This window comes from Streptomyces sp. NPDC025273, assembly GCF_040638585.1.
Taxonomy (GTDB): domain Bacteria; phylum Actinomycetota; class Actinomycetes; order Streptomycetales; family Streptomycetaceae; genus Streptomyces; species Streptomyces cinereorectus.
In genome coordinates, this window is the sequence record NZ_JBEZYP010000028.1 from 25,658 (window position 1) to 49,517 (window position 23,860).

The window sequence follows — 23,860 nt, forward strand, 5'->3', positions numbered from 1 at the left end:
CGGGAACATCCGATACGGCCTCCGGCCGTGCGGGGGTCAGCTGGACGCGGGCTGCCGCCCCGCGACCGCCCTCGCAGGTGTCAGGCCACCGGGACCGGGAACGTCGGGTACTCCACGCCGGAGACGTGCTGGACGACGCGGATGACCTGGCAGGAGTAGCCGAACTCGTTGTCGTACCAGAGGTAGAGGATCGCGTTGTCCCCGTCGACCTTGGTGGCCCCGGCGTCGATGATCGAGGCGTGGCGCGAGCCGATGAAGTCGCTCGACACCGCGTCGGGAGCCGTGGTGAAGTCGATCTGGCGCTTGAGCGGCGAGGTCAGCGACACGTTGCGGAGGTGGTCGAGGACCTCCGCACGGTTGGTCTCGCGCCCGAGCCGCAGACTGAGGATCGCGATCGAGACGTCCGGGACAGGGACGCGGATCGAACTGCCGGTGATCGGCGCCTTGAGGTCGGGCAGGGCCTTGGCCACGGCGGAGGCCGCACCCGTCTCCGTGATGACCATGTTGAGCGGCGCGGACCGGCCCCGGCGGTCGGCCTTGTGGTAATTGTCCAGCAGGTTCTGGTCGTTGGTGAACGAGTGGACGGTCTCCACGTGGCCGCGCAGCACGCCGTACTCGTCGGCCATCGCCTTGAGCGGCGGGACGATCGCGTTGGTGGTGCAGGACGCGCAGGACAGGATCCGCTCGTCCGGCTTGATCGTGTCGTGGTTGACCCCGTGCACGATGTTGGGGACGTCGCCCTTGCCCGGCGCGGTCAGGACGACCTTGTCGATGCCGGGGCGGAGGTGCTCGGAAAGGCCCTCACGGTCGCGCCACTTGCCCGTGTTGTCGATGAGGATGGCGTCCTTGACGCCGTACGCCGTGTAGTCGATCTCCGACGGGTCGTCGGCGTAGATCACCTGGATCTCGTTGCCGTTGGCGATGATCTTGTTGTTCGCCTCGTCGACGGTGATCGTGCCCTGGAACTGGCCGTGGATCGAGTCGCGGCGCAGCAGCGAGGCACGCTTGACGATGTCCTGGTCGCCGGCCCGGCGCACGACGACCGCACGCAGCCGCAGGCCGTTGCCGGAGCCGGACTTCTCGATGAGCAGGCGCGCGACGAGGCGGCCGATGCGGCCGAAGCCGTAGAGGACGACGTCGCGCCCCTCCCGGCGCTCGATCTTGTTGGCACCCATGGCGTCGGCGACTGCCTCCGCGGTGAACTCCTCTGCCGAGAGTCCACGGTCGTCGGCCCTGTACGTCGCGGCGAGCATGCCGATGTCGATCTGGGACGGGCCGAGATCGAGCGTGGTGAGGGCCTGCAGGAACGGCAGCGTCTCGGTGACCGAGAGCTCCTCGCCCGCGATCTGCCGGGCGAACCGGTGGGTCTTGAGGATGCTGACCACCGACTTGTTCACCAGGGAGCGGCTGTGGAGGAGGACGGTGACGTCCCGCTCCCGGTGCAGCTTCCCGATGACGGGGATCATCGACTCCGCGATCTCCTCGCGGTTCTTCCAGTTGGTGAACGAGTCGTCATTGACAGTCACAGGGTTATCTTTCGAGCTAGGCGGTGCTCATATGCTAACCCGCGGATCTTTCGCATATCCAGGCGGTGCCACCCGAGCGGAGATCCTCATTCTCGAATGCGGACCAACCGGGACGAAGGCCGCCCCCTCCGGGCCGGAGTGACCCCGTGAGCACGTTGCCGACGGCATGGCGGCGACGGTGACCCCGGACGCGCCGGTGACCGCCCGCCGGTCGAGGGCAGCGGCGACGAACCGCTGGAAGCGGCCCCGGAGTCGCACAGAAGGACCACGGACCGAGCTCTCGGAAAAACCCCCGGAAACGACCGAGAGGCCGCATCGGATTCCTCCGATACGGCCTCTGATCTGCGACTCTCACGAGTCGGGACGACAGGATTTGAACCTGCGACCCCTTGACCCCCAGTCAAGTGCGCTACCAAGCTGCGCCACGTCCCGCTGCCCGCCTGACCTGGAGTTTCCCCTGGCCGAACGCGCATGAGAACAATACCGCACTTGGGCGGGTGGTCACGAACCCGTTTCCCGCTTGACCTCAACCATGCTTGATCTCCACAGCGTGCGCTGTCGCCCCATTGACCCCGGCGAAGCCGTGAACCTACGCTGAACGACGCAGTCCAGTAAGCGCTTTCTAATCTCCGCAGCCGGCCCCACCCGCCCAGGGAGCGCCCAATGAGCAGCCGCCCGTTACCCAGCAGTCCCGCGTCCCAGGCCTTCCCGCCGCCTTTGATCGCGCTCATCGCACTTCTGGCGCTGATCCTCGGGTCCGTGCTGGCCGCCACTCCCCCGAGAGCCCATGCGGCGCCTTTTCGTGTGCTGGTGTACTCGGAGGCCACGAACGCCTCCCATGCTTCGATTCCCGCCGGGATCGAAGCGGTCATGGAACTGGGTGCCGAGAACGGGTTCGACGTCGAGGCCACGAACAGTTCCACGCTCTTCAACGACACGGATCTGGCGCGCTTCCAGGCGGTCGTCTTCAACAACACCGAATCCACACCGGGGAAGGGCGACCTGCTGGACGCCGACGAGCGCGCCGCGCTGCAGTCGTACATCAGGGCGGGCGGCGGATGGGTCGGGCTGCACGCCGCGGCAGCCGCCGAACGCGACTGGGACTGGTACGAGGGCCTGGCGGGTGCGGTCCTCGACCGGCGCACGCCGGTGCAGAGGGGCCGGATCGACGTGCTCGACCACGCGCACCCCTCCACCAGGGGCCTGCCGGACCTCTGGGAGCGTACGGAGGAGTGGTACAACTGGCGCACCAATCCGGCCTCCAGCGTGCACACCCTCGCGCAGATCAAGGTGCGTGACGGCCTCACCGGCCTCGACGAGGGCGTGGATCACCCGTGGTCCTGGTGCCAGGACTATGACGGCGGGCGTTCCTGGTTCACCGCGGGCGGCCATGCGGCCTCCGCCTTCCAGGAGGAGGGCTTCCTCGCACATCTGCTGGGAGGCATCGAATGGGCCGCGGGCGCGAAGGCGGGCGACTGCTCGGCCACCCGCACGGGTTCCTTCCAGCGCACCACGCTCGCGGCGGACGGTCTCGCCGATCCCGTCGACCTGGCCGTCGCCCCGGACCGCCGGGTGTTCTTCGCCGAGCGCACCGGGAAGGTGAAGGTCATCGACCAGCGGTCGATGCGCGTGTCCACGGCGATCGACTTCGCCTACGCGCCGCAGACGGTCGACCGGTCGGGCGGGCTGGCCGGGCTCGCCCTCGATCCCGGGTTCGCACGGAACGGCCGCATGTATGTGTTGCGTTCGGACAAGGCCGGTGACCGGCTGGTCCTCTCCCGGTTCACGGTCTCCGGAAACACGGCGGATCCCGCGTCCGAGAAACGCCTTCTGACCATTCCGGCCGATGCGGGAAGGAGCGGCGTCCCCGCATCCGCTTCACTCGCCTTCGGCGCAGGGGGCGTTCTCCACACGGCGACGTCCGGCACCGCGGATCCCCCGGCCCCGGACGATCCGAATGATCTGCGGGGCAAAATCCTGCGGATCACCCCGCAGGACGACGGCACGTACACCGTGCCGGAGGGAAACCTCTACGTGCCCGGTACCGCGGGGACCCGCCCGGAGATCTATGCGACGGGTCTGCGTGATCCGTACCGCATGACCGCGGACCCGCGGGGCGGCGCGCTGCTGATCGCGTACCAGGGCCCCGAGGGCGCCGTCGGACACCTGCGGATCACCGAGGCGGGAGTCGTCGGCCGACCGTACTGCACGGGCAACTCCGCCGCGCGGCCCGCGGGTCCGGCCTTCGAGTGCGCGGCACCCGTCGACCCGCCAGGGACCGCCGGAGCCGTCACGGGCGGCCTGCCGGGCACACCCGTCACCGGCGGTCCGCTGAGCGGATCCGTCTACGACCACGCCCCCGCGGTGTCCGGCCGCACGGCTTTCCCGGCGTACTTCGAGGGGAAGTGGCTGTCCTACGACCCGGTCGGCCGGCGGTTCACCACACTCTCGTTCCAGCGGACGGACCAGACGTTCTCGGATCCCCGGTTCGACCCGGTGGACGCCGGTGCGCTCCAGTCCGTCGACGGCGTCCTCGAGGACATGGAGTGGCACCGGCCGACCGCCGCCCGCTTCGGTCCGGACGGGTCGTTGTACGTCGTCGACCACGGTCTCGGCAGCGGTACGGGCCCCGCGGGAGGCAACGAGGGCGCCGGTGTCCACCGGGTCGACTACGCCGGTGACGGTCCGCTGCCCGAGGCGAGGATCACCACCGACCGCGACAACGGCTCCGCCCCGCTGACCGTCGCCTTCGACAGCGCGGGCTCCGGCCTCCGCGGGAAGCCCCCGGTGACGTACGCCTGGGACTTCGACGGTGACGGCAGCACCGATTCGACGGCGGCGCACCCTTCGCACACCTACCGCGAGGAGGGCAGGTTCACCGCACGCCTCACGGTCACCGGGCCCGGAGGGGTCACGGCGCTCGCCGGCCGGGACATCACCGTCGGCAACACCAGGCCCCAGGTGACGCTCCGACAGCCGCCGGACGGCGCGATGTTCACATTCGGCGACACCCTCGCCTTCACCGTGGGGGTGGCGGACAGGGAGGACGGGGAGCTCGGACCGGTCGACTGCTCCCGCGTCGTGGTGCGGTCCCAGCTGGGCACCGGCACCCCGCTGCGTCCCGTGGCCCGTCCCCTGGGTTGCCGGGGCGAGATCGTCACGGATGCGGGGGACCGTCCCGGCCGGGACCTCGCTCCCCCGTACACGCTCACGGCTCGGTACACGGACAGGGGCGCCCCGGCGCTCACCGGTTCCGCCTCGCTGACGCTGCACCCCGCGTTCCGGGAGGCGGAGCACTTCGTGGCGACCGGGGGCGCCCACGGCGGAGTCGTGGCGGCCGGCCGCGCGAACGTATCGGGCGGCACGGCGCTGACGGAGATCGAGGACGGCGACTGGATCGCCTTCGACCCGGTACATCTCGGGAACGTCGGCTCGGTCATGGTCGGCGCGACCGCCTGCGGTATCGGCGGGACGATCGACTTCAGGGCGGGTTCGCCCACCGGCAGGCTGCTCGGTTCGGTGTCCGTCGCGGGCACCGGCGACCGGGGCGCGATCGTGTCGCCGACGTCCGCGATCGAGGACCCGGGCAGCGGGGTGAAGCTGTACGTGGTGTTCGCCAACCCCCGCTGGAGCAGCGAGAAGTCCGATCTGTTCACGGTCGACTGGCTGCGTTTCCACTGACCGGGCACCGGGAGGAGCCCCGCCGCGCGCCCGTGATGCCGGTGCGCGGCCAGGAGTCCCCGTACCGGGCGAGGGGACTGCCGGTTCTCGTCGACGACGTCGACCTCGAGAACGACGGCGTCGCGGTCACTCCGGCCACCCTGTCGGCGAAGGGCCGGAAGCTGTCGGACGAGGCGTCGGCACGCTTTCCCGGGCCCGGCCCGTGCGCGGCCGCGCACCCCGGACGGAGCCGTCCGGGTCGACGGGAACGAGCAGCGGCCGGCCGGACCCGTGAGGGATCACGGATGGGCTCCGGAGGCTGAGAGCGGTGCCGGTGCCGTGGCGTTGATGAGGTGCTGGACGAGGGTGACCAGCGCGCCCGTGCCGGAGCTGGCGATCCGGGCGTCGCAGAGCACGACCGGCACCTGCGGTCCCAGGTCGAGCGCCGCCCGCACCTCGTCGGGCTCGTAGCGGTAGGCGCCGTCGAACTCGTTGACCGCGACGACGAATCCGATGCCGCGCCGCTCGAAGAAGTCGACGGCGGCGAAGCACTCCGCGAGCCGGCGCGTGTCGGCCAGGACGACCGCTCCCAGCGCCCCCTTGGACAGCTCGTCCCACATGAACCAGAACCGCTCCTGCCCGGGGGTACCGAAGAGGTAGAGCATGTGCTGCTCGGAGAGCGTGATCCGGCCGAAGTCCATGGCCACGGTGGTCGCCGTCTTGGACTCGACGCCTTCGAGGCTGTCGGTCGCGACGCCGACCTGGGTCAGGAGTTCCTCGGTGCTCAGCGGCGCGATCTCGCTGACGGCGCCCACGAACGTCGTCTTGCCGACGCCGAACCCGCCCGCGACCAGGATTTTGAGGGCCACGGGGAAGAATTCGGAGCGTCCGGTGCTGTCAGAGCTGTCGTCGTAGACCATCGAGCACTGCCTCCAGCAGAGATCGGTCGGTGGGCATGTCATGGAACGCGGGGGCGTGCGCGGCGACCGCGCCGCAGTCGACCAGGTCGGACAGCAGGACCTTGGTGACGACGGCGGGCAGCCGCAGGTGCGCGGCGATCTCGGCCACGGACGTGGGGGCGTCGCAGAGTTCCAGTGCCACGGTGTGTTCGGGCCCGAGGTGGACCTGGGGCTCGCTCCCCGTGACCATCACCAGGGAGAGCAGGTCGAGCACGGTGGTCGGCCTCGTCCGGCCGTTGCTGACCGTGTACGGGCGGATGAGCCGGCCGGCCGCGTCGTCGAGCAACGGCCCGTCCTGCGGGGCCGGCATCCTCACAGCCCCGGGGTGAACGGCGCTCCGGCCGTCTGCCGGAGCGGCGTCATCAGGTAGGGGCGGACGCTCTTGACCAGCATGGACATCTCGTACCCCAGGACGGCGGCATCCGCCTCGCGGCCGGAGAGGACGGCGAGACAGGTCCCGGATCCGGCGGTCGAGACGAACAGCAGCGTCGAGTCGAGTTCGACCACGACCTGCCTCACCTCCCCGTTGTCACCGAACCGGGCACCGGCACTGCGGCCCAGGGAGTACAGCCCGGCGGCCAGGGCCGCCATGTGGTCGGCGCTGTCGGCATCCATGCCGTGGACGGATCTCACCAGGCCGTCGGCCGAGAGCAGGACCGCGCTGCGCGTGTAGGGCACGCGCTGGACCAGTCCGCTCAGCAGCCAGTCGAGGTCGGAGACCTGACCGGACGGCATTTCGCTCGTCATGGTGCATCTACTCCTTGAAGGTGTTCTCGGTTCGTGGATCCGGTACGGGTGAGCGCGTTCCGGGGTGACCCGGTTCAGGCAGCTCCGCGCCGGCGGTCGTGGTGTCGGCGGGGCCCCGGACCGGCAGCGGGCCGGGACGGTGGGTGCGCTGTGCCCCGACGGCGGCCCCGTGGCCGGGCGTCGCGCCGTACCCGCCTTCGGGTTCCGCGTCCTTCGCCGACTGTGCCCCGGCGAGATCGACCCCGCGCCGGAAGGCGGCCATCAGTCCGGGGTCGTGCAGGACGTTCTCCTCCTCGGCACGCGGGAGGGGCGCTTGCCTGAGCTGTGGGACCAGATGTTCCTGGTTGCCGCGCCTGGGGAGCTGAGGACGGCCGGGTGCGCCGGTCGCCGCAGCGTTCCCGAGGTCCTCACCGGCCGCCGTCCCACCGCGGCCCTCGCCGGGCCGGACGCCGGGCGGATTCACGGCGGCATGCGGGCGGCCGATCCGCTCGGCGCGCGAGGGCAGCGGCGGTGCCTCGCCCCTGCGGGCCCGCGGGGGCGGCCGGTCCAGGCGCGGCGAGGGCTGCCCGGCCGGGGCCGGCGGGGCCTCCTCCTGGACGGGGGGACGGTGCACGGCTCCGGGCGGCGGGACGGGCGCGGCGTCCGGCGCGGCGTCGGTGTCCCCGTCGATGCCGAGGAGGACCTCCGGCAGGACGAGCACCGCCTGCGTGCCGCCGTAGATGTTGCTCTGCAGCCGCACGGCGATGCCGTGTCTGCGGGCAAGGGAGGCGACGACGAACAGTCCGATCCGGCCGTCCTGCAGAAGATGCCCGACGTTGACCTGGTCCGGCTGGGCGAGAAGCGCGTTCATCCGCCTCCGCTCGGCGTCCGGCATGCCCAGGCCGCGGTCCTCGACCTCCAGGGCGAGCCCGGCGGTGACGCGCTGGGCCCGCAGCAGGACCTGGGTGTGCGGGGCGGAGAACACCGTCGCGTTCTCGACGAGTTCGGCCAGCAGGTGGATCACGTCGGCGACGGCGTGCCCACGCAGGGTGCCGTCGATCGGCGGTACCAGCTTGACCCGTGGGTAATGCTCGACCTCCGCGACGGCCGACCGCAGCACTTCGGTCACGGTCACCGGATTGCTCCACTGCCGCCGGGAGACGGCACCGCCGAGCACGGCGAGGTTCTCGGCGTGCCTGCGGATACGGGTGGCGAGGTGGTCGACGTGGAAGAGGCCCTTGAGCAGGTCGGGGTCCTCGACCTCGTGTTCCAGCTCGTCCAGGATCTGGATCTCCCGGTGCACGAGGGACTGCAGCCGTCGCGCCAGGTTGACGAAGACCTCGACCTTCTGTTCGTCGCCGGTGCTCCTGAACATCTGGGACGCCTGGACGACGGCCGCCACGGCCCCGTCCTGCGCCCGGCCCATCTCCTGGGCGAGCAGGTCGAAGGCATCGGCGTCGGGCCCGGCCGGCCGGGCTGCCCGCGGGGCGGGCACGGGTTCACCGCCTCGGAGCTGTTCCACGATCCGCCGCAGCTCGGCGTGGTGCCGGGCACTGCTGTGCCGGAGCACGAGGCACCGGTCGACGACACCGGCGGCGACGCGGCTCGCGCCGAGGAAGGCCGCGGCCACGGCCGCGACGGCCAGCGCCCCGGAACCGCCGAGTGCCGCCAGGAGACTGCCGGAGGGACGCACCCCCGAGGACCGGATGGTGAAGATGACGGCCGCGGCCCCGCTCAGCACGGCGGCGACGGCGGGCAGCACGGCGGTGCGCAGCAGCTGTGGCCGCATACGGGCGTCGGGTGCGGGCCGCGCGGCGCGCGGGCGGCCGTCCGCCGGATGCGAACGGCCACCGGGACGGCCGTGCCGTCCGCCTTCGCGGCGTTCGGGTCGCGCGGTGGGTGCGCGCAGTTGAGTCATCATCGTCCTCGGTACGTGGGGGCACCAGGAATCGGCATTCGTGTGGTGACACCTACGGTGGTCGGTCAGGGCCGGGTCAACGGCCGGACAGGCTCGACCGATAGGAGCCCACCGTTGATCACCGGCAACACACGGTAGTCGCGTATCGCCCATGGCCGCCGTGCAGTTGTCGAACTTGCCCACCAGGCGTCCCGCTCTGGTATGAGAGCTCGCACGGGTGGCCGAATACCGAGACAGCGATCGTGACTTCAGTGTTCGATCGCTCGGACCGGTACGTGAGCCAGGAGCGCAAGGACCACGGAACGAACCAGGAGCGCCCTCACGGCCGGGACCGGTGGATGCGCACTCCACGGCGCCTACGGCACGCCGGTGCGGCATCCGTGGCAGGGAGCGACTCAGGCGGATCACCCAGGTTCCGAGGAAGTCCGACGGCCGGCGGGCTCGGCGTCCGCGCGGGAGACGGAGCGGGGGGTACGCGCCGAAGCCCCCGGCACGCCGGGCCCGGCCATGTCATCGGTCAGGGGCCGCAGTTCGCCTCAGGAACACCGGTGACGCGAGAGTCCCCAGGCTTCTCCACGGAGTAGCTGGCCCCGGTCCGTCCGTCACGCGTCCGGCGCACCTCGCACGGTGAGGCGGTGCCCCGTGATCACCCCAGGCCCCCGGCCGGCGGACCTGGTCTCCGCGAGCCTGATGCCAGTGCTCCGGGCCGGCGAAGGAGCAACCGTCCAGGCCGGGGTCAGCGCGCCTGGGCAGGAGCGGAAGTCCTGGCCCGGAGGATGCCTCCGATGGATTCCTCGCGCCATCGCCTCAGGAGTTCATGGAAGGCGAATGCGCCGTGGGGGTAGGCGATCGGGCCGTTCGGCCGGCCGCGCCCTTCGCGGTTGTAGTAGCCAGGGGTGCACTCGGCGTGGAACCACTCGTGATCGGGGGCGCCCTCGGCCAGGACGGCGATCCAGGCGTCTTCGGCCTCGCGGGACGGTTCGATCAGCGCGTCCCCGGCTTCGGCGGCTGCCACGAGGGCGGCACCATGGACAGCCTGCTCGTCCAGGATGTGGGTGAAGTTGACGCTGCTGGCGTTCTGCAACGACCCCATCTGGATCAGGTTCGGGAAGCCGTTGCTGGTGAAGCCGTGCAGGGAGCGCGGTCCCCGCTGCGCCCACGCGTGCAGCAGCTGGGTGCCACCCCGGCCGTGGACGGGAAGCTTGCCGGAGTGGATGCCGGAGGCCCCGACGGAGAATCCCGTGGCGAAGATCAGGCAGTCGAGCGCGTACGTGGTGTCGCCGACGACGACTCCGTCCTCCGTGACGCGCTCGATGCCGTGGGTGTCCGCGGTGTCGACCAGAGTGACGTTGCCGCGGTTGAACGCCGGGTAGTACCTGTCGGAGAAGGTGGGGCGCTTGCAGGCGTACCTGTACCAGGGTTTGAGCTTCTCCGCCGTGGCCTCGTCGGTGACGGTCCGCTCGATGCGGGCGCGGAGCTCGTTCATCTTGGCGGCGTCGGCGGCCTCGTAGGCCGCCTCGAAGGCCTCGCGGTCACCTTGCCTGCGGAAGCTCGGCAGGAGCTTCTCCAGGAGGCCCGCCGACATGGTCCAGCGGTCTGCCACGAGATCCTGGTCGGCTGTCTCACCGGAGACGATGCGGAGATAGTTGTTCCGGCGTTCGCGGGCCCAGCCGTCGCGGTCGGCACCGACGTCCTCGGCGGTGGTGCGGCGGTTGTCGCGCACGTCCACGCTCGAGGGGGTCCGCTGGAAGACGTAGACGTGTCCGGCGTCCTCGGCCAGCATCGGAACGGCCTGGACGCCGGTGGCCCCGGTGCCGACGATGCCCACCCGTTTCCGCGAGAGACCGGTCATGCCGCCGTCCGGAGTGCCGCCGGTGTAGGCGTAGTCCCACCGTGACGTGTGGAAGGTGTGACCCGCGAAGTCCTCGATGCCGGGTATCCCGGGGAGCTTCGGCTCGGAGAGGGTACCGGTGGCGGTGACGACGTACGTGGCCCGGAACGTATCGCCCCGGTCCGTGGCCACGATCCACGTCTCGGATGCCTCGTCCCAGGTCAACGAGGTGACAGCGGTGGAGAAGAGGGCGTCCCGGTAGAGGTCGGCCTTCCGCGCGATCCGCACCGCGTGGCGGCGGATCTCCTCACCGGGGGCGTACTTCCACTCCGGCACGTATCCGGTCTCGTCGAGCATCGGCAGGTACACGTGCGACTCGATGTCGCAGTGGATGCCCGGGTAGCGGTTCCAGTACCAGGTGCCCCCGAAGTCACCGCCCTTCTCGACGATCCGTACGCGCCGCACGCCCTGCTGCCGCATCCGCGCCCCGGCGAGGATGCCGCCGAACCCACCACCGACCACGGCGACGTCGACGGTGTCGTGCAGCGGTGCACGCCCAGCCGGCTCCCCCGCGTACGGATCGGCGGCGTAGTAGCCGAACCCGGCCTCGGTGTCGCGGTACTGGCCCACACCGTCGGGCCGTACACGCCGCTCACGTTCGAGGCGGTACCGCTGCCTCAGTGCGGCAAGCTCGCCGGGGGTCGGCGCTTGAGGGGTGGTCATGTGGGAGACCTCGATCCTGCCCGTCGGGCCGTCCTGGGGTGAACGGCCGTCCGCTACGGTAGCAACTACCGGACAGCACTGTCCGGTTGAGGAACGACGGCTGCCTCGACTTTCGGCCAGGGCGCGCCCATGACCCGGCCGAGCGCCGCGCCTCGTTCCTGATCAACGACACCCCCACACAACGGACAGGAAGAGTGTTCCCATGCACCGTCGACTCCCGATCCGATGCCTTGCCGTGCTCGCGTCGATCGGCACACTGGCCCTCACCGGATGCGGTACGGACACGGGTGACCCCGTTGACCGGGCAGCCTCGGCCGGTACGGGCAGGACCATCCGCCCACAGATGGTCATGCAGCTGACGCGGGTGCACGAGGAGACCGGAATGACCCTGCTGGAGGGCCCCGTCCTCGGCGAGGACGGGGCCCTGTTCGTCGTCGACGTCACCGCACCCGCGGGCAAGCCCAAGGTGATGCGCGTCGACGTCGGGAAGAGGAAGTCGCGCCCGGTCCATACCGACGGCCGAGGCGCCTACACCTCCGCGCAGTTCAGCCCGCACGACGGCCGGCTCTACCTGACCGACTACGCCCACGGCGAGGTCGTGAGCCTGGCCCCGGACGGCGGCGATCCGCGGACCTTCTTCTCCGGTGAGGTCGACGGAGCGCGGATGAACCCCGACGACATCGCCTTCGATCAGGCCGGCAATCTGTACGTCAGCGACTCACGCGGCCTGTCCGAGGGCGAGGCGCACGGGCGGGTGGTGCGAATCAGCCGTGACGGCGAGAAGGCCACGGTACTGGCCGCTGACCTGGCCTCGACGAACGGGATCTCGTTCGACGCGGACTACCGCGGACTGTGGATCAGCGAGCTCACGCAGAACCGGATCTCCTACCTTCGCCTCGACGGCGAGGGAGGGGTGGCTTCCCGGCACACGGCCGTCCGCGTCGACGGCGGGATCGCCCAGACCGACTCGATCGCCGTGGACGCGGACGGCAACCTCTACCAGGCACTGCACGGGCGACCCGCCATGGTCGTGTACGACAAGCATGGTGAGCGCTTGGCGACGGTGGAGGTGCCCGCCCGCGTCACAGGGCTCGAATCGGCGACGAACGTGGCGATCACGCCCGGCGGGACCACGGCCTACATGACCGTCAGCGGGCCCGCCGGGGGGTACCTGTACACCTTCGACGCACTGGCGGAAGGCATCCGGCAGTCCAACGGCGGCTGACACCGCTCCGTACTCACCCGCTGAAGGGCCGCACCGGTCCCACCTCGACCCCGAGCAGCCGCCAGGCGGCCAGCGCTCGGCGTTCCCGCTCCTCACGAGTGGGGCCGGTGACGGCACCGGAGACCATGGCGACCGCGAGCATGAGGTCGTCCGCCGCGCCCAGCCGATGACCGTTCGGCAGGTGTCCCCGCAGGCCACGCTCGACCCGCTCGGACAGGGCCGGGGCACAGTCGCCGATGCCGGAGCGGCTGCCTGCCCTGTCAGCGTGCAGGAGCCCGATGAAAGCCGCCGACTCCGAGAGGTGCCAGGTCATCACCCCGAGGACTCCGGCCAACGTCGCGTCCTCGGCCGCGGCAGCCTGTTCGACCTGCCGCACGTTCTCCTCCAGAACGGCGGTCGCCACGGCGGCCCGGTCGGGAAAGTGCCGGTACAGAACTCCCTGCCCCACCCCGGCCCGACGCGCGATCGCGGAGAGCGGGGCGTCCAGACCGTGCGTCGCGTAGATCGCTCGGGCGGCACTGACTAGGGCGGCCCGGTTGCGTGCGGCAGCCCTCGGCCCGTCGTTCGCGGGGCGCCGCTCGTCGGCCAGGGAGTGCTGCTTCACCCCGGAAGCGTACCGGCCGGAGGCATCGCGCCCGGGCGGTGCCTCCGGCCGGGGCCTGCGCAGCCGGTGGCTCAGGCCGGCTGTTCGTCGCCCCCCGTCCACGGGGCGCAGGAGACGACCACGACGAGTGGCCAGAACGACTGGGCGAACGTGATGACGCGCTCGGCCGCTCCGGCGGTGTCGAGCACGAACAGGGCGAGCAGGGAACAGCGTCACCGAGAGGCCGCCGCCCGCCCGTGCCAACCGGCCGGAGGGCGCGGCGGGACGCAACCCGCAGGCGGTGACCACGTGACAGAGGCCCAGGGCGAGCAGGGCCGATGTCATCACCCAGTAGCCTCCGGCCCCGTCGGCGGCGAGGATGCTGATCGTCGCCGCGGCCGGGTCGTAGTCGGGTCCATGAAGCTCCCCCGAGACCGACCAGCCGCCGACGAGGAGGATCGGAGCGCATGCCGAGGAGACCAGGACCCACCAGGGGACAGATCGCATCGGAGAACGGTAGAACGTCCCGACCCGCGACTCCCGGTACACACGCGGGCGGGAGCGATGATCATGAAGCGGGCCGGCCCGGGCCCCTCCTTCGATCAGGTGCGCGGGCGGCGGCACGCGAGGGCCGCGCGACCCGCGACCCCGCTTGACCTTGCCACGGTGACAGGGTCTTCACTGTGGCCGAGGAGGTGGTCCCGATGACCATGCCGGAGCAGGACAAGGACACGCGTACGATGCGAGCCGTCCAGGGGCTGGAGGACGGTCGCTCGTCGGTGCGGCTGCGGGCGGCGCTGGCGATCGGCACGGCCCCTGACTCGCGGTTCATCGACAAGCTCGTCGAACGGTGCGCGATCGAGCCCGAATTCCCCGTACGCGAAATGCTGACGTGGGCACTCACCCGCCATTCGGCATCGGAGACGGTCCCCGCGCTTCTCGAGGTAGTCCGCTCGGAGCACGCGCAGGCACGGAGCCAGGCGTTGCACACCCTGTCCAAGATCGGAGACCGGCGGGCCTGGCCCGCGATCACGCGGGCGCTGCTGTCCGATGCCGACGACGAGGTGGCGCGGAGCGCTTGGAGGGCAGCGGTCGTCCTCGTGCCCGCAGGTGATGAACCCGGGCTGGCGGCAGTACTGTCGACACAGCTCGGGCGCGGCGAGCGTGAGACGCAGCTCAGCCTCAGCCGGGCTCTGATCGCGCTCGGTGAGGTGGTTCTGCCTACTCTGCGCGCTGCCACGGCGCATCCGGATCCTGCCGTGCGCGCGCACGCGGGGGCCACGGAACGGCTGTTGAGCGACCCGGACGCCGGATTCGAGTTCGCGCTCGATGAGGCGAAGCGCGTCGTCGCCCTCGGGATGACCGGCCGGAGTGGGTGACGGGCGGTGCTGATCGGTGACGTGGCACGGCGGGCCGGGGTCAGCGCCCGCATGCTCAGGCATTACGAATCGCTCGGCCTGGTGCGGCCGACGGGTCGTACGGACGCCGGCTATCGGGACTACTCCGGCGAGGACATGCGGCGGATCTTCCACATCGAGAGCCTGCGGTCACTGGGGTTGTCGCTGCGTGAGGTCGGGCGTGCGCTGGACGGACCCGGTTTCGCGCCCACGGAGCTCGTCGACGACCTCATCCGACGTACGCGAGAACGCATCTCGGCCGAGACGGAGTTGCTCACACGACTCCGTCGCATCGGCGCCGCCGAACCCGCCGGCTGGGAGGAGGTCCTACAGATCGTCGCCCTCCTCCAGGCACTGGGGTCGGAGAGCGCCGGGAGGCGCCAGCGCGCGGCACTGTCCTCGGTCGAGGAGGTTTCGGTACCGGCGGAGGCGTTGGCCGAGGCAGCGCTGAGCGAGTCGGACCCGAACGTCGCCGGAGCCCTTCGGTGGGCTCTGGCGCGATCGGGTGACGGCGGACCGGCGCTGCTGGCGGTGGGGCTGGCCTCACCGGTGGCCGAGGTACGCAAACGTGCCGTCCAGGCCATCGCCGAGATTCCGGACGGTGAGGCGACCGGACTGCTGCGGGACGCCCTCACCAACCCCGACCTCGTCGTCCGCAGGTACGCGGCTCTGGCGCTCGGGGAACGGGGAGTGGCGGATGCGGTGCCGACGCTCGTCACCATGGTCGTCGAGGAGACGAACGATGTCGACGCAGCGGAGGCGCTGGGGGCGCTGGCGAGTCGTCCCGAGCTGGCGGAGCAGATCGCCACCAGGCTCGTCGGCTGCCTCGCCCATGGCACCGTCGGGTCGTCCGCACGTCTGCGGCTGGCACAGGCCCTGGCGGAGATCCCGGGAATCACCGCACGGCGTGCCCTCACCGATCTGTCTCACGACGAGAACCGGGCTGTCGCGCTCACCGCCGCATACATTCTCAGGATGCGCGACGCACGATGACGGACCCTTCCGTGACCGGGCGCGGCCGGTCCCCGGCACTCGGCACGATGCCGAGCCGTGGCGCGTTCGTCAGGCACCTGCCCCGGGCACCGCGCGAGGGTGATCGTGCGCTGACCCGGTCGAGTGGTCCGCCGCCGGGCGGCCGTTCGAGACCGGATCCCCGTGCGGGGTGCCCTGTCACCGTCCCCGATCAGTGGTCACGCTGCGGAAGCCTTCTGATCCGGTCCGCTCCGGAGGGACCCCATGCCTCCGAGACCGCTCGCACCGCCGAGGCCTCGCCCTGAGCGCGGGCGGCGGCGGTGAGGTCACCAGCCATGGTGTGGGCCCTGGCCAGGGTGTCGAGACCCACGGCCAGCCAGGTCCGGGAACCGATCTCCCGCCACAACCTGACGGCTGCTTCGGCGCGGCGGCAGGCCGATGCCGCACGTCCTGCCGCGAGTTGCGCCTCGGCGAGTGCGTAGAGCGTCGCCGCCTCGCCCCACAGGTTGCCGAACTCCCGGTAGACCCAGAGTGTGCGGGCCAGCAGTCGGCGTCCCTCCGCCGGAGCGCCTTGTCGCACCAGCACGTCCCCCAGCCAGCAGGTGGCGTGCGCGGTGGTGAGCCGGTCGCCCAGGCTCTCGCTGATCGAGGCGGCTCGCCGGAAGCAGTCGGCTGCGGCAGGGTAGGCGCCACGTGCCCGGTGGCTCTGTCCCAGGCATCGCAGGGCCTGGGCTTCTCCGGGCCGGTAGCCCGCCTCCCGGCTTGCCCGCAGACACTGTGTGAACCGCTCCATGGCCGCTTCGACGCGCCCTTGCTCGAGGTGGATGACGCCGATGCCGTTGGTCGCGTAGACCAGGCAGTTGACGTTCTCCACCGCGCGGGCCAGCTCGATCGCCTCTCCGAAATGATGCACGGCCAGGGAGTACTGGCCCAGTAAGCGGTGCACGTAGGCCAGTCCGGCCGTGGCGCTGGCCAGGTAGGCGGGGCCTTCGCCGTCGGCGAACCGCAGCGCCTGTTCGAAGTGGCCGAGAGCTTCCGGATACCGGTCGAGGATGGTGGTGAGTTCGCCCAGACATCGGTGGAGTTGAGTGGCGCTGCGCCGACTGCCGCTGCTCAGTGCCGCCTTGAGGGCCCGGCTCTGGATCCGTTCCCAGTCGTCGAAGTGACTGCCGATCTGGAAGAGCGTCGTCAGCGTGGTGGCCAGCCCGGCCGCCGGCACGATCTCGGCTCTGTCAAGCGCTTGGTCCACCACGTCCATGAGGAACTGGCGCTCGTCGTTGAACCAGGCCAGTGGGTCGGCGAGGATCTGGGTGGTGTCCGCCGGGGAAGGCCGCCAGGATGCCAGGCCTGCCTGCGAGATCCCCTGGAAGTCGACGCTGAGGGTGTCTGTGGCCAGATCGGCCAGGTTCAGGCTCGCGCCCAGCAGCCGTGTGAGCGCGGTCGAACGCTCCTGCGGCGGGACTTCCCGTTCCGCCCGTTCCCGGCCGACCAGCCGCACCAGGTCGTGCAGCCAGTAACGCGCTCCCGCGGCACCGGTCGTCCCGACCTCCACCACATGCACATCGACCAGCTCATCGAGCACGGCCTCCGCGCGGCCCAGGTCCAGGTCCAGCAGCGCGGCCAGGGCCCAGACGGCGAAATCCGGTCCGGGCAGCAGGGCGAGCATCCGCAGGGCGTGCCGAACCGGGGGGGCCATGCCCTGATAGGTCAGCTCCAGGCTGGCCCGCACGGCGACGTGGCCGACGGCCAGCTCGTCAAGTTTGCGTTGTTCGTCGGAGAGCGCACGGGCTACCTTGACCAGCGGCCAGTGCGGCCGTGCGGCCAGCCGCGCTCCGGTGACCCACACCGCGAGGGGGAGACCGCCGCAGGTGTCCACGATGGACCGGGCGGCGTCGGACTCCGCGGCGATCCGGTCCGAGCCCACCATTTCACGCAGCAGAGCCAGCCCCGTCGTGAAGTCGAATGCCCGGAGGGGGAGCCGGGCACCGCCCAGGCTGGCCAACGTGGTCCGGCTGGTGACGATGGCGGCGCAGTGTTCACCGCTGGGCAGAAGATCGTCCACCAACAGGGAGTCGGCCGCGCTGTCCAGCACCACGAGTGTCCTGCGCTGGGCCAGCAGGGTGCGGTAGAGGTGGATTCGCCCGGTCGCGTCCGGAGGTATCGCACCGCCGGGTACGCCGAGCGCCCGTAGGAAGCCGCCCAGGACCGCGAACGGCTCTGCCGGCTCGTCACCGAACCCCCGCAGATCCGCGTAGAGCTGACCGTCCGGAAACCGCTCGGCCAGCAGATGCCCCGTGCGCACGGCGAATGCCGTCTTGCCGACCCCGGCCGAGCCGGTGACCAGCAGGGTCACCGACCCGGACATCTCCTTTCCGAGCAGTCTGCGGGCTTCGGCCAACTCCGCCTCCCTGCCCACGAACAGGGAGGGGGTCGGCGGGAGCAGGCGCGGGCGGGGTTGCTGTGCGTTCCCTTCGACCCGGTCCTCGCCGGCGCTCGTGGTGGCTTCGTCGGGCCGCTCGGAACCGGCCGCCTGCGGGCTCGCCGCCCAGGAGACCGGCCGACGCACTGGTGCGGCGGCGATCGCGGAGGGCCGGGCGGGCACGTCCAGCGCGGGGTCCGAGGTGAGTATCTGCTGGTGCAGCTCCCGCAGTTCCCGACCGGGATCGCACCCCAGCTCCTCGGCCAGTCCCCGGCGGACCTCCTCGAAACGGCGCAACGCGTCAGCCGCCCGGCCACTGCGGTACAGCGCCAGCATGAACTGACGGGCCAGGCGTTCATCGGACGGGTACGCCACGACACCCGCGGACAGCGCGTCCAGCAGGCCGGTGTGCCCACCACGACGCAGCTCGACATCGTTGCGATCCAGTTCGGCGGAGTGCCGCTCCCGGTGCACGGCCTCCCGGGTGGCGTTGAACCACGGGGTGTCGATGGACGGGAAAGCCTCTCCGCGCCACAGCGCGAGGCCTTTCTCGAACAGCGCGGCGGAACGGTCGTCGTCGTCGGCCGCACGGGCCCGGGCGACCAGATCACGAAACCGGTGCAGGTCCACCGCGAGCGCTTCGCCCAGCAGGACATAGCCACCGGGCTGCCGTGCGATACGTACATGCTGCGCGGCGGGTTCCAGGGCCTTCCGCAGATGGGACAGGTAGCTGTAGAGCCCTCCTTGGGCACGTTGCGGCGGACGGTGGCCCCACACTCTTTCGATCAGCTGGTCCATGGGCACCGCACGATTGGCATCGACCAGCAGCGTGGCCAGCACGCAACGCTGCCGGGCGGGTCCTATATCCACCACCAGGCCGTTGATACATGCCTCGACGTCCCCGAGCACACCGAATTCCACCACCATCGCAGCATCCCCTCAACCGGAGTTCCAAGCTTTCGGGAACCGCTCTCCTCAGCCAACTCAAGATACGGCCAAGATTTCCCGGAACGCTCGCAGCCGGGTGCCTCCCACCGCTTTTCGACATGGCGGACGTCAGGCCGAGCGGCGTTCACGCAGACCAGTCCGGTGAGCTTTGTCCCCGCCACGTGATCGACTGCCGCGCAGAAGGGCGGAAGCCGCCGGCGTCATCGGTGCTCCACCTGTCGCGGTCGCGTCACGCCTGTACTCCGGCGGTCGCCGAGGCCGGTGCCACCAGCGGTTTCAAGAAGTGTCCAAGAATGACACCAAGCCAGCCGTGCACTGTCGTACTCGCGGCCGACCGGACGCCCGCAGGGGCTGTTCCGATTCGCCGCCGTCGTTCTGACGGACCCGCCGGAATCCGTGTTCGCGCACGGCCACGGCGGGTCCGGACACGAGCGCTTTCCCACGGAGACCTGTTCGGTCTCCACCGGCACGGCAGGAAGAGGGAGAATTCATGTTCAAGAAGATCGAGGCGTTGGGAAGCGGCCTTCTCGGGCTGCTCGTCCCGACGACGGAAGCGTCGGCTGCCGTCTGCTACGTCCGTAGCTGGAGTTCGTGCTGGCAGTGCGCCTACCGCCCGTGCAGCGGCTGCTGCGACATCAACGGGCGGAACTGCGAGTACATCGACTGCAAGTAGTCCGGCGGTCGCCATGTCTCCCTGCGGATGACCACTGCCGGGAGACCCGAGGCCACGGTGGCCGCCGGGGACCGCCCGTGCACCACCGTGGCCCACCCCAGCCGCAGGAATCGCCCCGACCCACAGGTGATGAACCGTGTTCTATGTCGAAATCGGTATGCGCTGCCTGATAGGGGCAGTATTCCTGATCTCTTTCCTCGGCAAGGTTTCCGGACCCGGGAAATTCGCCGCCTTCATCAAATCCGTGCACGGAATGCGGATCGTCCCGTCCCGCGCTGCGCGGCCCGTGGCACGGGTCGTGCTCGCCGCCGAGGCCTCCGTGTGCCTGCTGCTCGCGGTGCCGGCCGCGGCCGGCGCGCTGGCCGGATTCACCGTGTCGGCGGCGCTGTTGGTGTCCTTCGCCCTGGCCATCACGCTGTCCGTCCGACGTGGTGTACGTGCCCCGTGCCGGTGCTTCGGGGCCTCGGCGGTCCCGCTCCGTTCCTGGCATGCCGTACGGAACCTGCTCCTGACGGCCTGCGCGGCCGGCGGCGCGGTGGCAGCCACCGGCAATGGCCAGGCGCACGTCGGCGGGGCGGCTCTGGCCGTCTTCGGCGGACTGCTGCTGGGCGTACTGGTGACCCTGCTCGACGACCTCTTCGACCTCTTCCGGCCTGGCGGCGACACCGGCCGCTCCGTGCGGCCGCCACAGGCCGCGTGACTCGCATTGGAGACACCATGTCCTTTCTGATCGGCGCCGTGGTCCTCGTCGGGCTGCTGTGCACACTGGACCTGATCCTCACACTGGGCGTGATCAAGAGGTTGCGCAAGCACGGTGAGCAACTGGCGGCCAGGACCGAGGGCGCGGCGCCGCCCGCGCTGGGAGTAGGTGAGGAGGTCGGCCGGTTCACCTCGGTGACGGTCGAAGGCGAGAGGGTCGACCGTGAACTCCTCGATGACGAGACGCTGGTGGCCTTCTTCTCGCCCAACTGCACGCCATGCAGGGAGAAGCTGCCTGCTTTCCTGGCCCATGCCCGGGAACGAAGCGGCGGACGGCGGCGGGTGCTGGCCGTCGTCGCGGGGAATGCCGAGGGCGGGGAGCGGTTCGTCGAAGCTCTCGGCCCGGTCGCCCTGGTGGTCAGGGAGGATTACGACGGACCAGTCGGGGCGGCCTTCAAGGCACAGGCATACCCCACCCTGCTTCTCGTCGCCCCTGACGCTGCCGGCCGTCTCGTCGTCACGGCCGACCAGGTGCGGCTGAACCCCCTTCCCCTCACGGCATGAACGGGCAGCGCGGCGGCCAGGGGCCCGGCGAGCCGGTCGCCGCCCGGCAGACCGGGCCCCGCCCCTCGGACGCCTCCCGGGAAGACACCCCCGGCGGTCCGGGGAGCGCCTCGGGCCGTCCGGCTCCGGAATCCTCCCTGGCACGGCGCGTGCTCACCTCCTGTTCACTCGCCGCCACGGCTGCTCCCGGGGCACTCGTCCTCTACGTGCTGATCAGCCTGGCGACCGGAGCACTGCCGGTGATCGCGGCGTGGCTCACCAAGGCGCTCGTCGACCGGCTCGCGGCGGGGATCTCCGTGGAGGGCCTGTTCACCGTCGCCGCCGGACTCGCCCTGATCGGAGTGCTGGCAGGGACGTCCCCCCAGGTCACGCAGTACCTGAGGGCACAACTGGACCGGCGGGTCGGGCAGATCGCACTGGACCGGCTGTTCGTCGCGGTCGATTCGTTCACCGGCCTCGGCCATTTCGAGAACCCACGTTTCCTCGACCGCCTGCGGCTCGCGCAGCAGGCCAGCCGCGTCTCACCGAACCAGACGGTCGAGGGCCTCCTCGGCATGGTCCGGGCCGTCATCACCCTCACCGGCTTCATCGGATCGCTGCTCGTGCTCGACCCGCTGATAGCCGCTTTCGTCCTGGCATCGGGCATGCCGATGCTGGGTGCGGAGATCTCTCTGTCACGCCGCCGTGCCCGGATGATGTGGGCCGTCAGCCCGGCGGAACGGCGGGAGGCCTTCTACAGCGAACTGCTGTCGACCGTGCAGGCGGCGAAAGAGGTACGGCTCTTCGGGCTCGGTGGCTTCCTGCGTGGTCGGATGCTGGCCGAGCGGCGCTTCGCCGATGCTTCGGCACGCACCGTGGAACGCCGCGAAGTCGTGTTCCAGGCAGGACTGGGCCTGGTCGGCGCGTCGGTGTCGGGTGCCGGCCTGGTCTGGGCGGCCATGGCTGCCCAGCGCGGCGCACTCTCCGTAGGTGACGTCATGATCTTCGTGGCAGCGGTGGCGGGCACGCAGGGTGCCCTCGTCATGCTGGCGGGCGATGTCGCGCGCTGCCATCAGGCCTTGAGCATGTTCGATCATTTCATCGCGGTGACGACGGCCCCTCCCGACCTTCCCTCACCCGCGGCCCCGGAACCGCTGCCCGCGCTCAGCGAGGGCATCGAGCTGCGAGACGTCTGGTTCAGATACGCCGAGGATCAGCCGTGGGTGCTGCGTGGCGTCGACCTGCACATCCCGTACGGCACGTCTCTCGGCCTCGTCGGTCTCAACGGCGCGGGCAAATCGACCCTGGTCAAGCTCCTGTGCCGGTTCTACGACCCGACGCGGGGCGCGATCCTCTGGGACGGCGTCGACCTGTGCCGAACCGACCCCGCCGAACTGCGCGGCCGGATCGGGGCGGTGTTCCAGGATTACATGGAATACGAACTGTCCGCGGCCGAGAACATCGTTCTGGGCGACCTCTCTGCACTCACCGACGAACGCCGCATCCACGCCGCCGCCCGTAACGCGGGCATCCATGACGAGTTGCGTCGGCTGCACAGAGGTTACGAGACCCTGCTTTCCCGGAGGTTCTTCATGGAATCGAACGAGGAGGACCGTGACCTGGGGACCGTGTTGTCGGGTGGCCAGTGGCAGCGACTGGCCCTGGCCCGAGCGTTCCTTCGGCACGAGCGGGACCTGGCGATCCTTGACGAGCCGTCCTCCGGCCTGGACGCGGCGGCTGAACACGCGATCCACACGTCGCTCCAGAAGTACCGTGACGGACGCACCAGTCTGCTCATCTCGCACCGGCTCGGCGTTCTCCGCTCCGCCGACCGCATCGTGGTGCTCTCCGACGGACACATCACCGAGCAGGGAACCCACACCGAACTCGTCGCGGAGGACGGCGAATACGCCCGTCTGTTCGCCTTGCAGGCTGCCGGGTACCGACCTGAGCACGCACGGACCGCGGGAGGGCGGCCATGACCCCGTCCCATGGAACCCGGCGCATGCTGCCGGGGGATCTGCTGCCGCCCGTGTCAGGGAACCCGCCGTCCCGGGGACCGGAGCTGCGCGCCCCCGCCCTCTCCCCCGCGGGACAGAATCACAGCCCCGACCGCCGCTCTTCTCCGTGGCCCCGTCGACGGCTCTCCGCCATGGCTGCCCTCACCGCCCTGACCGTCGGCGCGAGCACATGCGCGCTGACCGGCCTCACCCCCGCGGGAATCCTGGTCCTCGTCCCGGTGTTCGTCCTTGTCCCGCTCGGCGTCGCCGCGGTCGGTGCCCGAGCCGTGCTCGTGACCGTGCGCGGAGCGAGCATGGAGCCCGCCTACCATGACGGTGACCGGGTGCTCGTGCGGAGGAACCGGGCGTTCGAGCCCGGCGCGGTGATCGTCGTGGAGCATCCCGCGGGATCCTGGACCACGGCGCCACCACCCATCGGCGCGACCGGGCCGGTCACGGGCCGCAGCTGGATGATCAAGCGGGTGGTGGCCGTCCCCGGCGACCCGGTGCCCCGCGCCATGATTCCCGCGCTCGCCGAAGCATCGGGCGACAGGGTCCCGGCGGGACAGCTCGTTCTCCTCGGCGACAATCCCGCGGTCAGTTTCGACTCGCGGGAAGTGGGATACTTTCCGGCCGAACGCGTGCTGGGGGTCGTGTCGCGTCGACGGACTCCATCCGGCGCGGCACGGGGAGCATCCACTGCCGCTCCAGCGGCCACGGGCCGTTGTCGGCCTCATCGATGACGTTCGCATGTGCGTGGAGCCCGTCAGGGCAGGCAATGGCGTGATCTGTCGTGGCGCTACCGGCCGTGCGTCCCTCTCGCGAAGGGCCGTCGATGACCGCCCGCGCCTCTCCGCGCCCCGATCCCGTCCAGTGCGCCCCGATCCTGCGGCCGTACACCACAATCAGCGAATGTGTTGCACTCAGGCAAAGGGGTGTGCGGGGCCGCGCGGCCCCCCCCCCCCCCGCGCCGGGGGGGGGAGCTCTTGGCGAGCCGGGTGGTGATCCTGGCGATCTCGGGGGGCTGCGGGGTGTTGATGGCGTGCGCCAACGTGTGG

17 protein-coding genes, 1 tRNA gene and 1 pseudogene are annotated in these 23,860 nt (G+C 70.7%); 9 read left to right on the top strand and 10 right to left on the bottom strand.

The annotated features are described in order from the left end of the window. Positions 1-80: 80 nt before the first annotated feature. Entirely contained in the window at positions 81-1,526 is a 1,446-nt protein-coding gene (locus AB0F38_RS29845) for a glyceraldehyde-3-phosphate dehydrogenase (protein WP_361900001.1), read from the bottom strand. Positions 1,527-1,884: 358 nt separating this feature from the next. Beyond that, positions 1,885-1,958: transfer RNA gene (locus AB0F38_RS29850), tRNA-Pro, on the bottom strand. A 231-nt stretch (positions 1,959-2,189) separates the two neighbouring features. Here AB0F38_RS29850 and AB0F38_RS29855 point away from each other — a divergent pair. Continuing rightward, positions 2,190-5,207 carry a ThuA domain-containing protein gene (locus tag AB0F38_RS29855; RefSeq protein ID WP_361900004.1) on the top strand — a complete coding sequence of 1,006 codons (3,018 nt, stop codon included), beginning with the start codon at positions 2,190-2,192 and terminating at the stop codon, positions 5,205-5,207. A gap of 278 nt (positions 5,208-5,485) precedes the next feature. Here AB0F38_RS29855 and AB0F38_RS29860 read toward each other — a convergent pair whose 3' ends face one another. The 5 genes from AB0F38_RS29860 to AB0F38_RS29880 all read right to left on the bottom strand — a co-directional run bounded on the left by AB0F38_RS29860 (position 5,486) and on the right by AB0F38_RS29880 (position 11,343). After that, entirely contained in the window at positions 5,486-6,106 is a 621-nt protein-coding gene (locus AB0F38_RS29860) for an ATP/GTP-binding protein (protein WP_361900007.1), read from the bottom strand. Continuing rightward, on the bottom strand, positions 6,084-6,455 hold the full coding sequence (locus AB0F38_RS29865; protein ID WP_361900010.1) for a DUF742 domain-containing protein: 372 nt from the start codon (positions 6,453-6,455) through the stop codon (positions 6,084-6,086). The genes AB0F38_RS29860 and AB0F38_RS29865 overlap by 23 nt, the downstream gene beginning before the upstream one ends. A 2-nt stretch (positions 6,456-6,457) precedes the next feature. Next, on the bottom strand, positions 6,458-6,892 hold the full coding sequence (locus tag AB0F38_RS29870; protein ID WP_361900013.1) for a roadblock/LC7 domain-containing protein: 435 nt from the start codon (positions 6,890-6,892) through the stop codon (positions 6,458-6,460). Positions 6,893-6,899: 7 nt separating this feature from the next. After that, on the bottom strand, positions 6,900-8,789 hold the full coding sequence (locus tag AB0F38_RS29875) for an ATP-binding protein (RefSeq protein ID WP_361900016.1): 1,890 nt from the start codon (positions 8,787-8,789) through the stop codon (positions 6,900-6,902). 736 nt (positions 8,790-9,525) lie between these two features. Continuing rightward, positions 9,526-11,343 (bottom strand): NAD(P)/FAD-dependent oxidoreductase, encoded by a 1,818-nt coding sequence (locus AB0F38_RS29880; RefSeq protein WP_361900018.1) that lies wholly within the window; start codon positions 11,341-11,343, stop codon positions 9,526-9,528. Positions 11,344-11,545: 202 nt separating this feature from the next. Here AB0F38_RS29880 and AB0F38_RS29885 point away from each other — a divergent pair, with 202 nt between their 5' ends. Next, entirely contained in the window at positions 11,546-12,568 is a 1,023-nt protein-coding gene (locus AB0F38_RS29885) for an SMP-30/gluconolactonase/LRE family protein (protein WP_361900020.1), read from the top strand. A 13-nt stretch (positions 12,569-12,581) separates the two neighbouring features. On the opposite strand, the gene AB0F38_RS29890 is transcribed toward AB0F38_RS29885, so the two are convergent. Both AB0F38_RS29890 and AB0F38_RS29895 read right to left on the bottom strand, forming a co-directional pair. Then, positions 12,582-13,172: a helix-turn-helix domain-containing protein gene (locus tag AB0F38_RS29890; RefSeq protein ID WP_361900023.1), complete on the bottom strand. Its 591-nt coding sequence runs from the start codon at positions 13,170-13,172 to the stop codon at positions 12,582-12,584. A 71-nt stretch (positions 13,173-13,243) separates the two neighbouring features. Continuing rightward, positions 13,244-13,658: pseudogene (locus AB0F38_RS29895) on the bottom strand (DUF998 domain-containing protein). Positions 13,659-13,855: 197 nt separating this feature from the next. Here AB0F38_RS29895 and AB0F38_RS29900 point away from each other — a divergent pair. Both AB0F38_RS29900 and AB0F38_RS29905 read left to right on the top strand, forming a co-directional pair. Then, entirely contained in the window at positions 13,856-14,530 is a 675-nt protein-coding gene (locus tag AB0F38_RS29900; protein ID WP_361900026.1) for a HEAT repeat domain-containing protein, read from the top strand. A 6-nt stretch (positions 14,531-14,536) separates the two neighbouring features. Further along, positions 14,537-15,541, top strand: coding sequence for a MerR family transcriptional regulator (locus tag AB0F38_RS29905; protein WP_361900029.1), 1,005 nt, complete (start codon positions 14,537-14,539; stop codon positions 15,539-15,541). Between the two features lie 190 nt (positions 15,542-15,731). Here the strand turns inward: AB0F38_RS29905 and AB0F38_RS29910 are convergent, their stop codons facing one another. Next, entirely contained in the window at positions 15,732-18,866 is a 3,135-nt protein-coding gene (locus tag AB0F38_RS29910) for a BTAD domain-containing putative transcriptional regulator (protein ID WP_361900032.1), read from the bottom strand. A gap of 511 nt (positions 18,867-19,377) precedes the next feature. Here AB0F38_RS29910 and AB0F38_RS29915 point away from each other — a divergent pair. The 5 genes from AB0F38_RS29915 (at position 19,378) to AB0F38_RS29935 (ending at position 23,545) form a co-directional block, all read left to right on the top strand. Next, on the top strand, positions 19,378-19,560 hold the full coding sequence (locus tag AB0F38_RS29915) for a hypothetical protein (RefSeq protein WP_361900035.1): 183 nt from the start codon (positions 19,378-19,380) through the stop codon (positions 19,558-19,560). A 136-nt stretch (positions 19,561-19,696) separates the two neighbouring features. Next, complete coding sequence (locus AB0F38_RS29920; protein WP_361900038.1) at positions 19,697-20,260, top strand: MauE/DoxX family redox-associated membrane protein; 564 nt, start codon at positions 19,697-19,699, stop codon at positions 20,258-20,260. Positions 20,261-20,277: 17 nt separating this feature from the next. After that, positions 20,278-20,823: a TlpA disulfide reductase family protein gene (locus AB0F38_RS29925; RefSeq protein WP_361900041.1), complete on the top strand. Its 546-nt coding sequence runs from the start codon at positions 20,278-20,280 to the stop codon at positions 20,821-20,823. Then, positions 20,820-22,784 (top strand): ABC transporter ATP-binding protein, encoded by a 1,965-nt coding sequence (locus AB0F38_RS29930; protein ID WP_361900044.1) that lies wholly within the window; start codon positions 20,820-20,822, stop codon positions 22,782-22,784. The genes AB0F38_RS29925 and AB0F38_RS29930 overlap by 4 nt, the downstream gene beginning before the upstream one ends. 170 nt (positions 22,785-22,954) lie before the next feature. Further along, complete coding sequence (locus AB0F38_RS29935) at positions 22,955-23,545, top strand: S26 family signal peptidase (protein WP_361900047.1); 591 nt, start codon at positions 22,955-22,957, stop codon at positions 23,543-23,545. Positions 23,546-23,860: the final 315 nt, after the last annotated feature.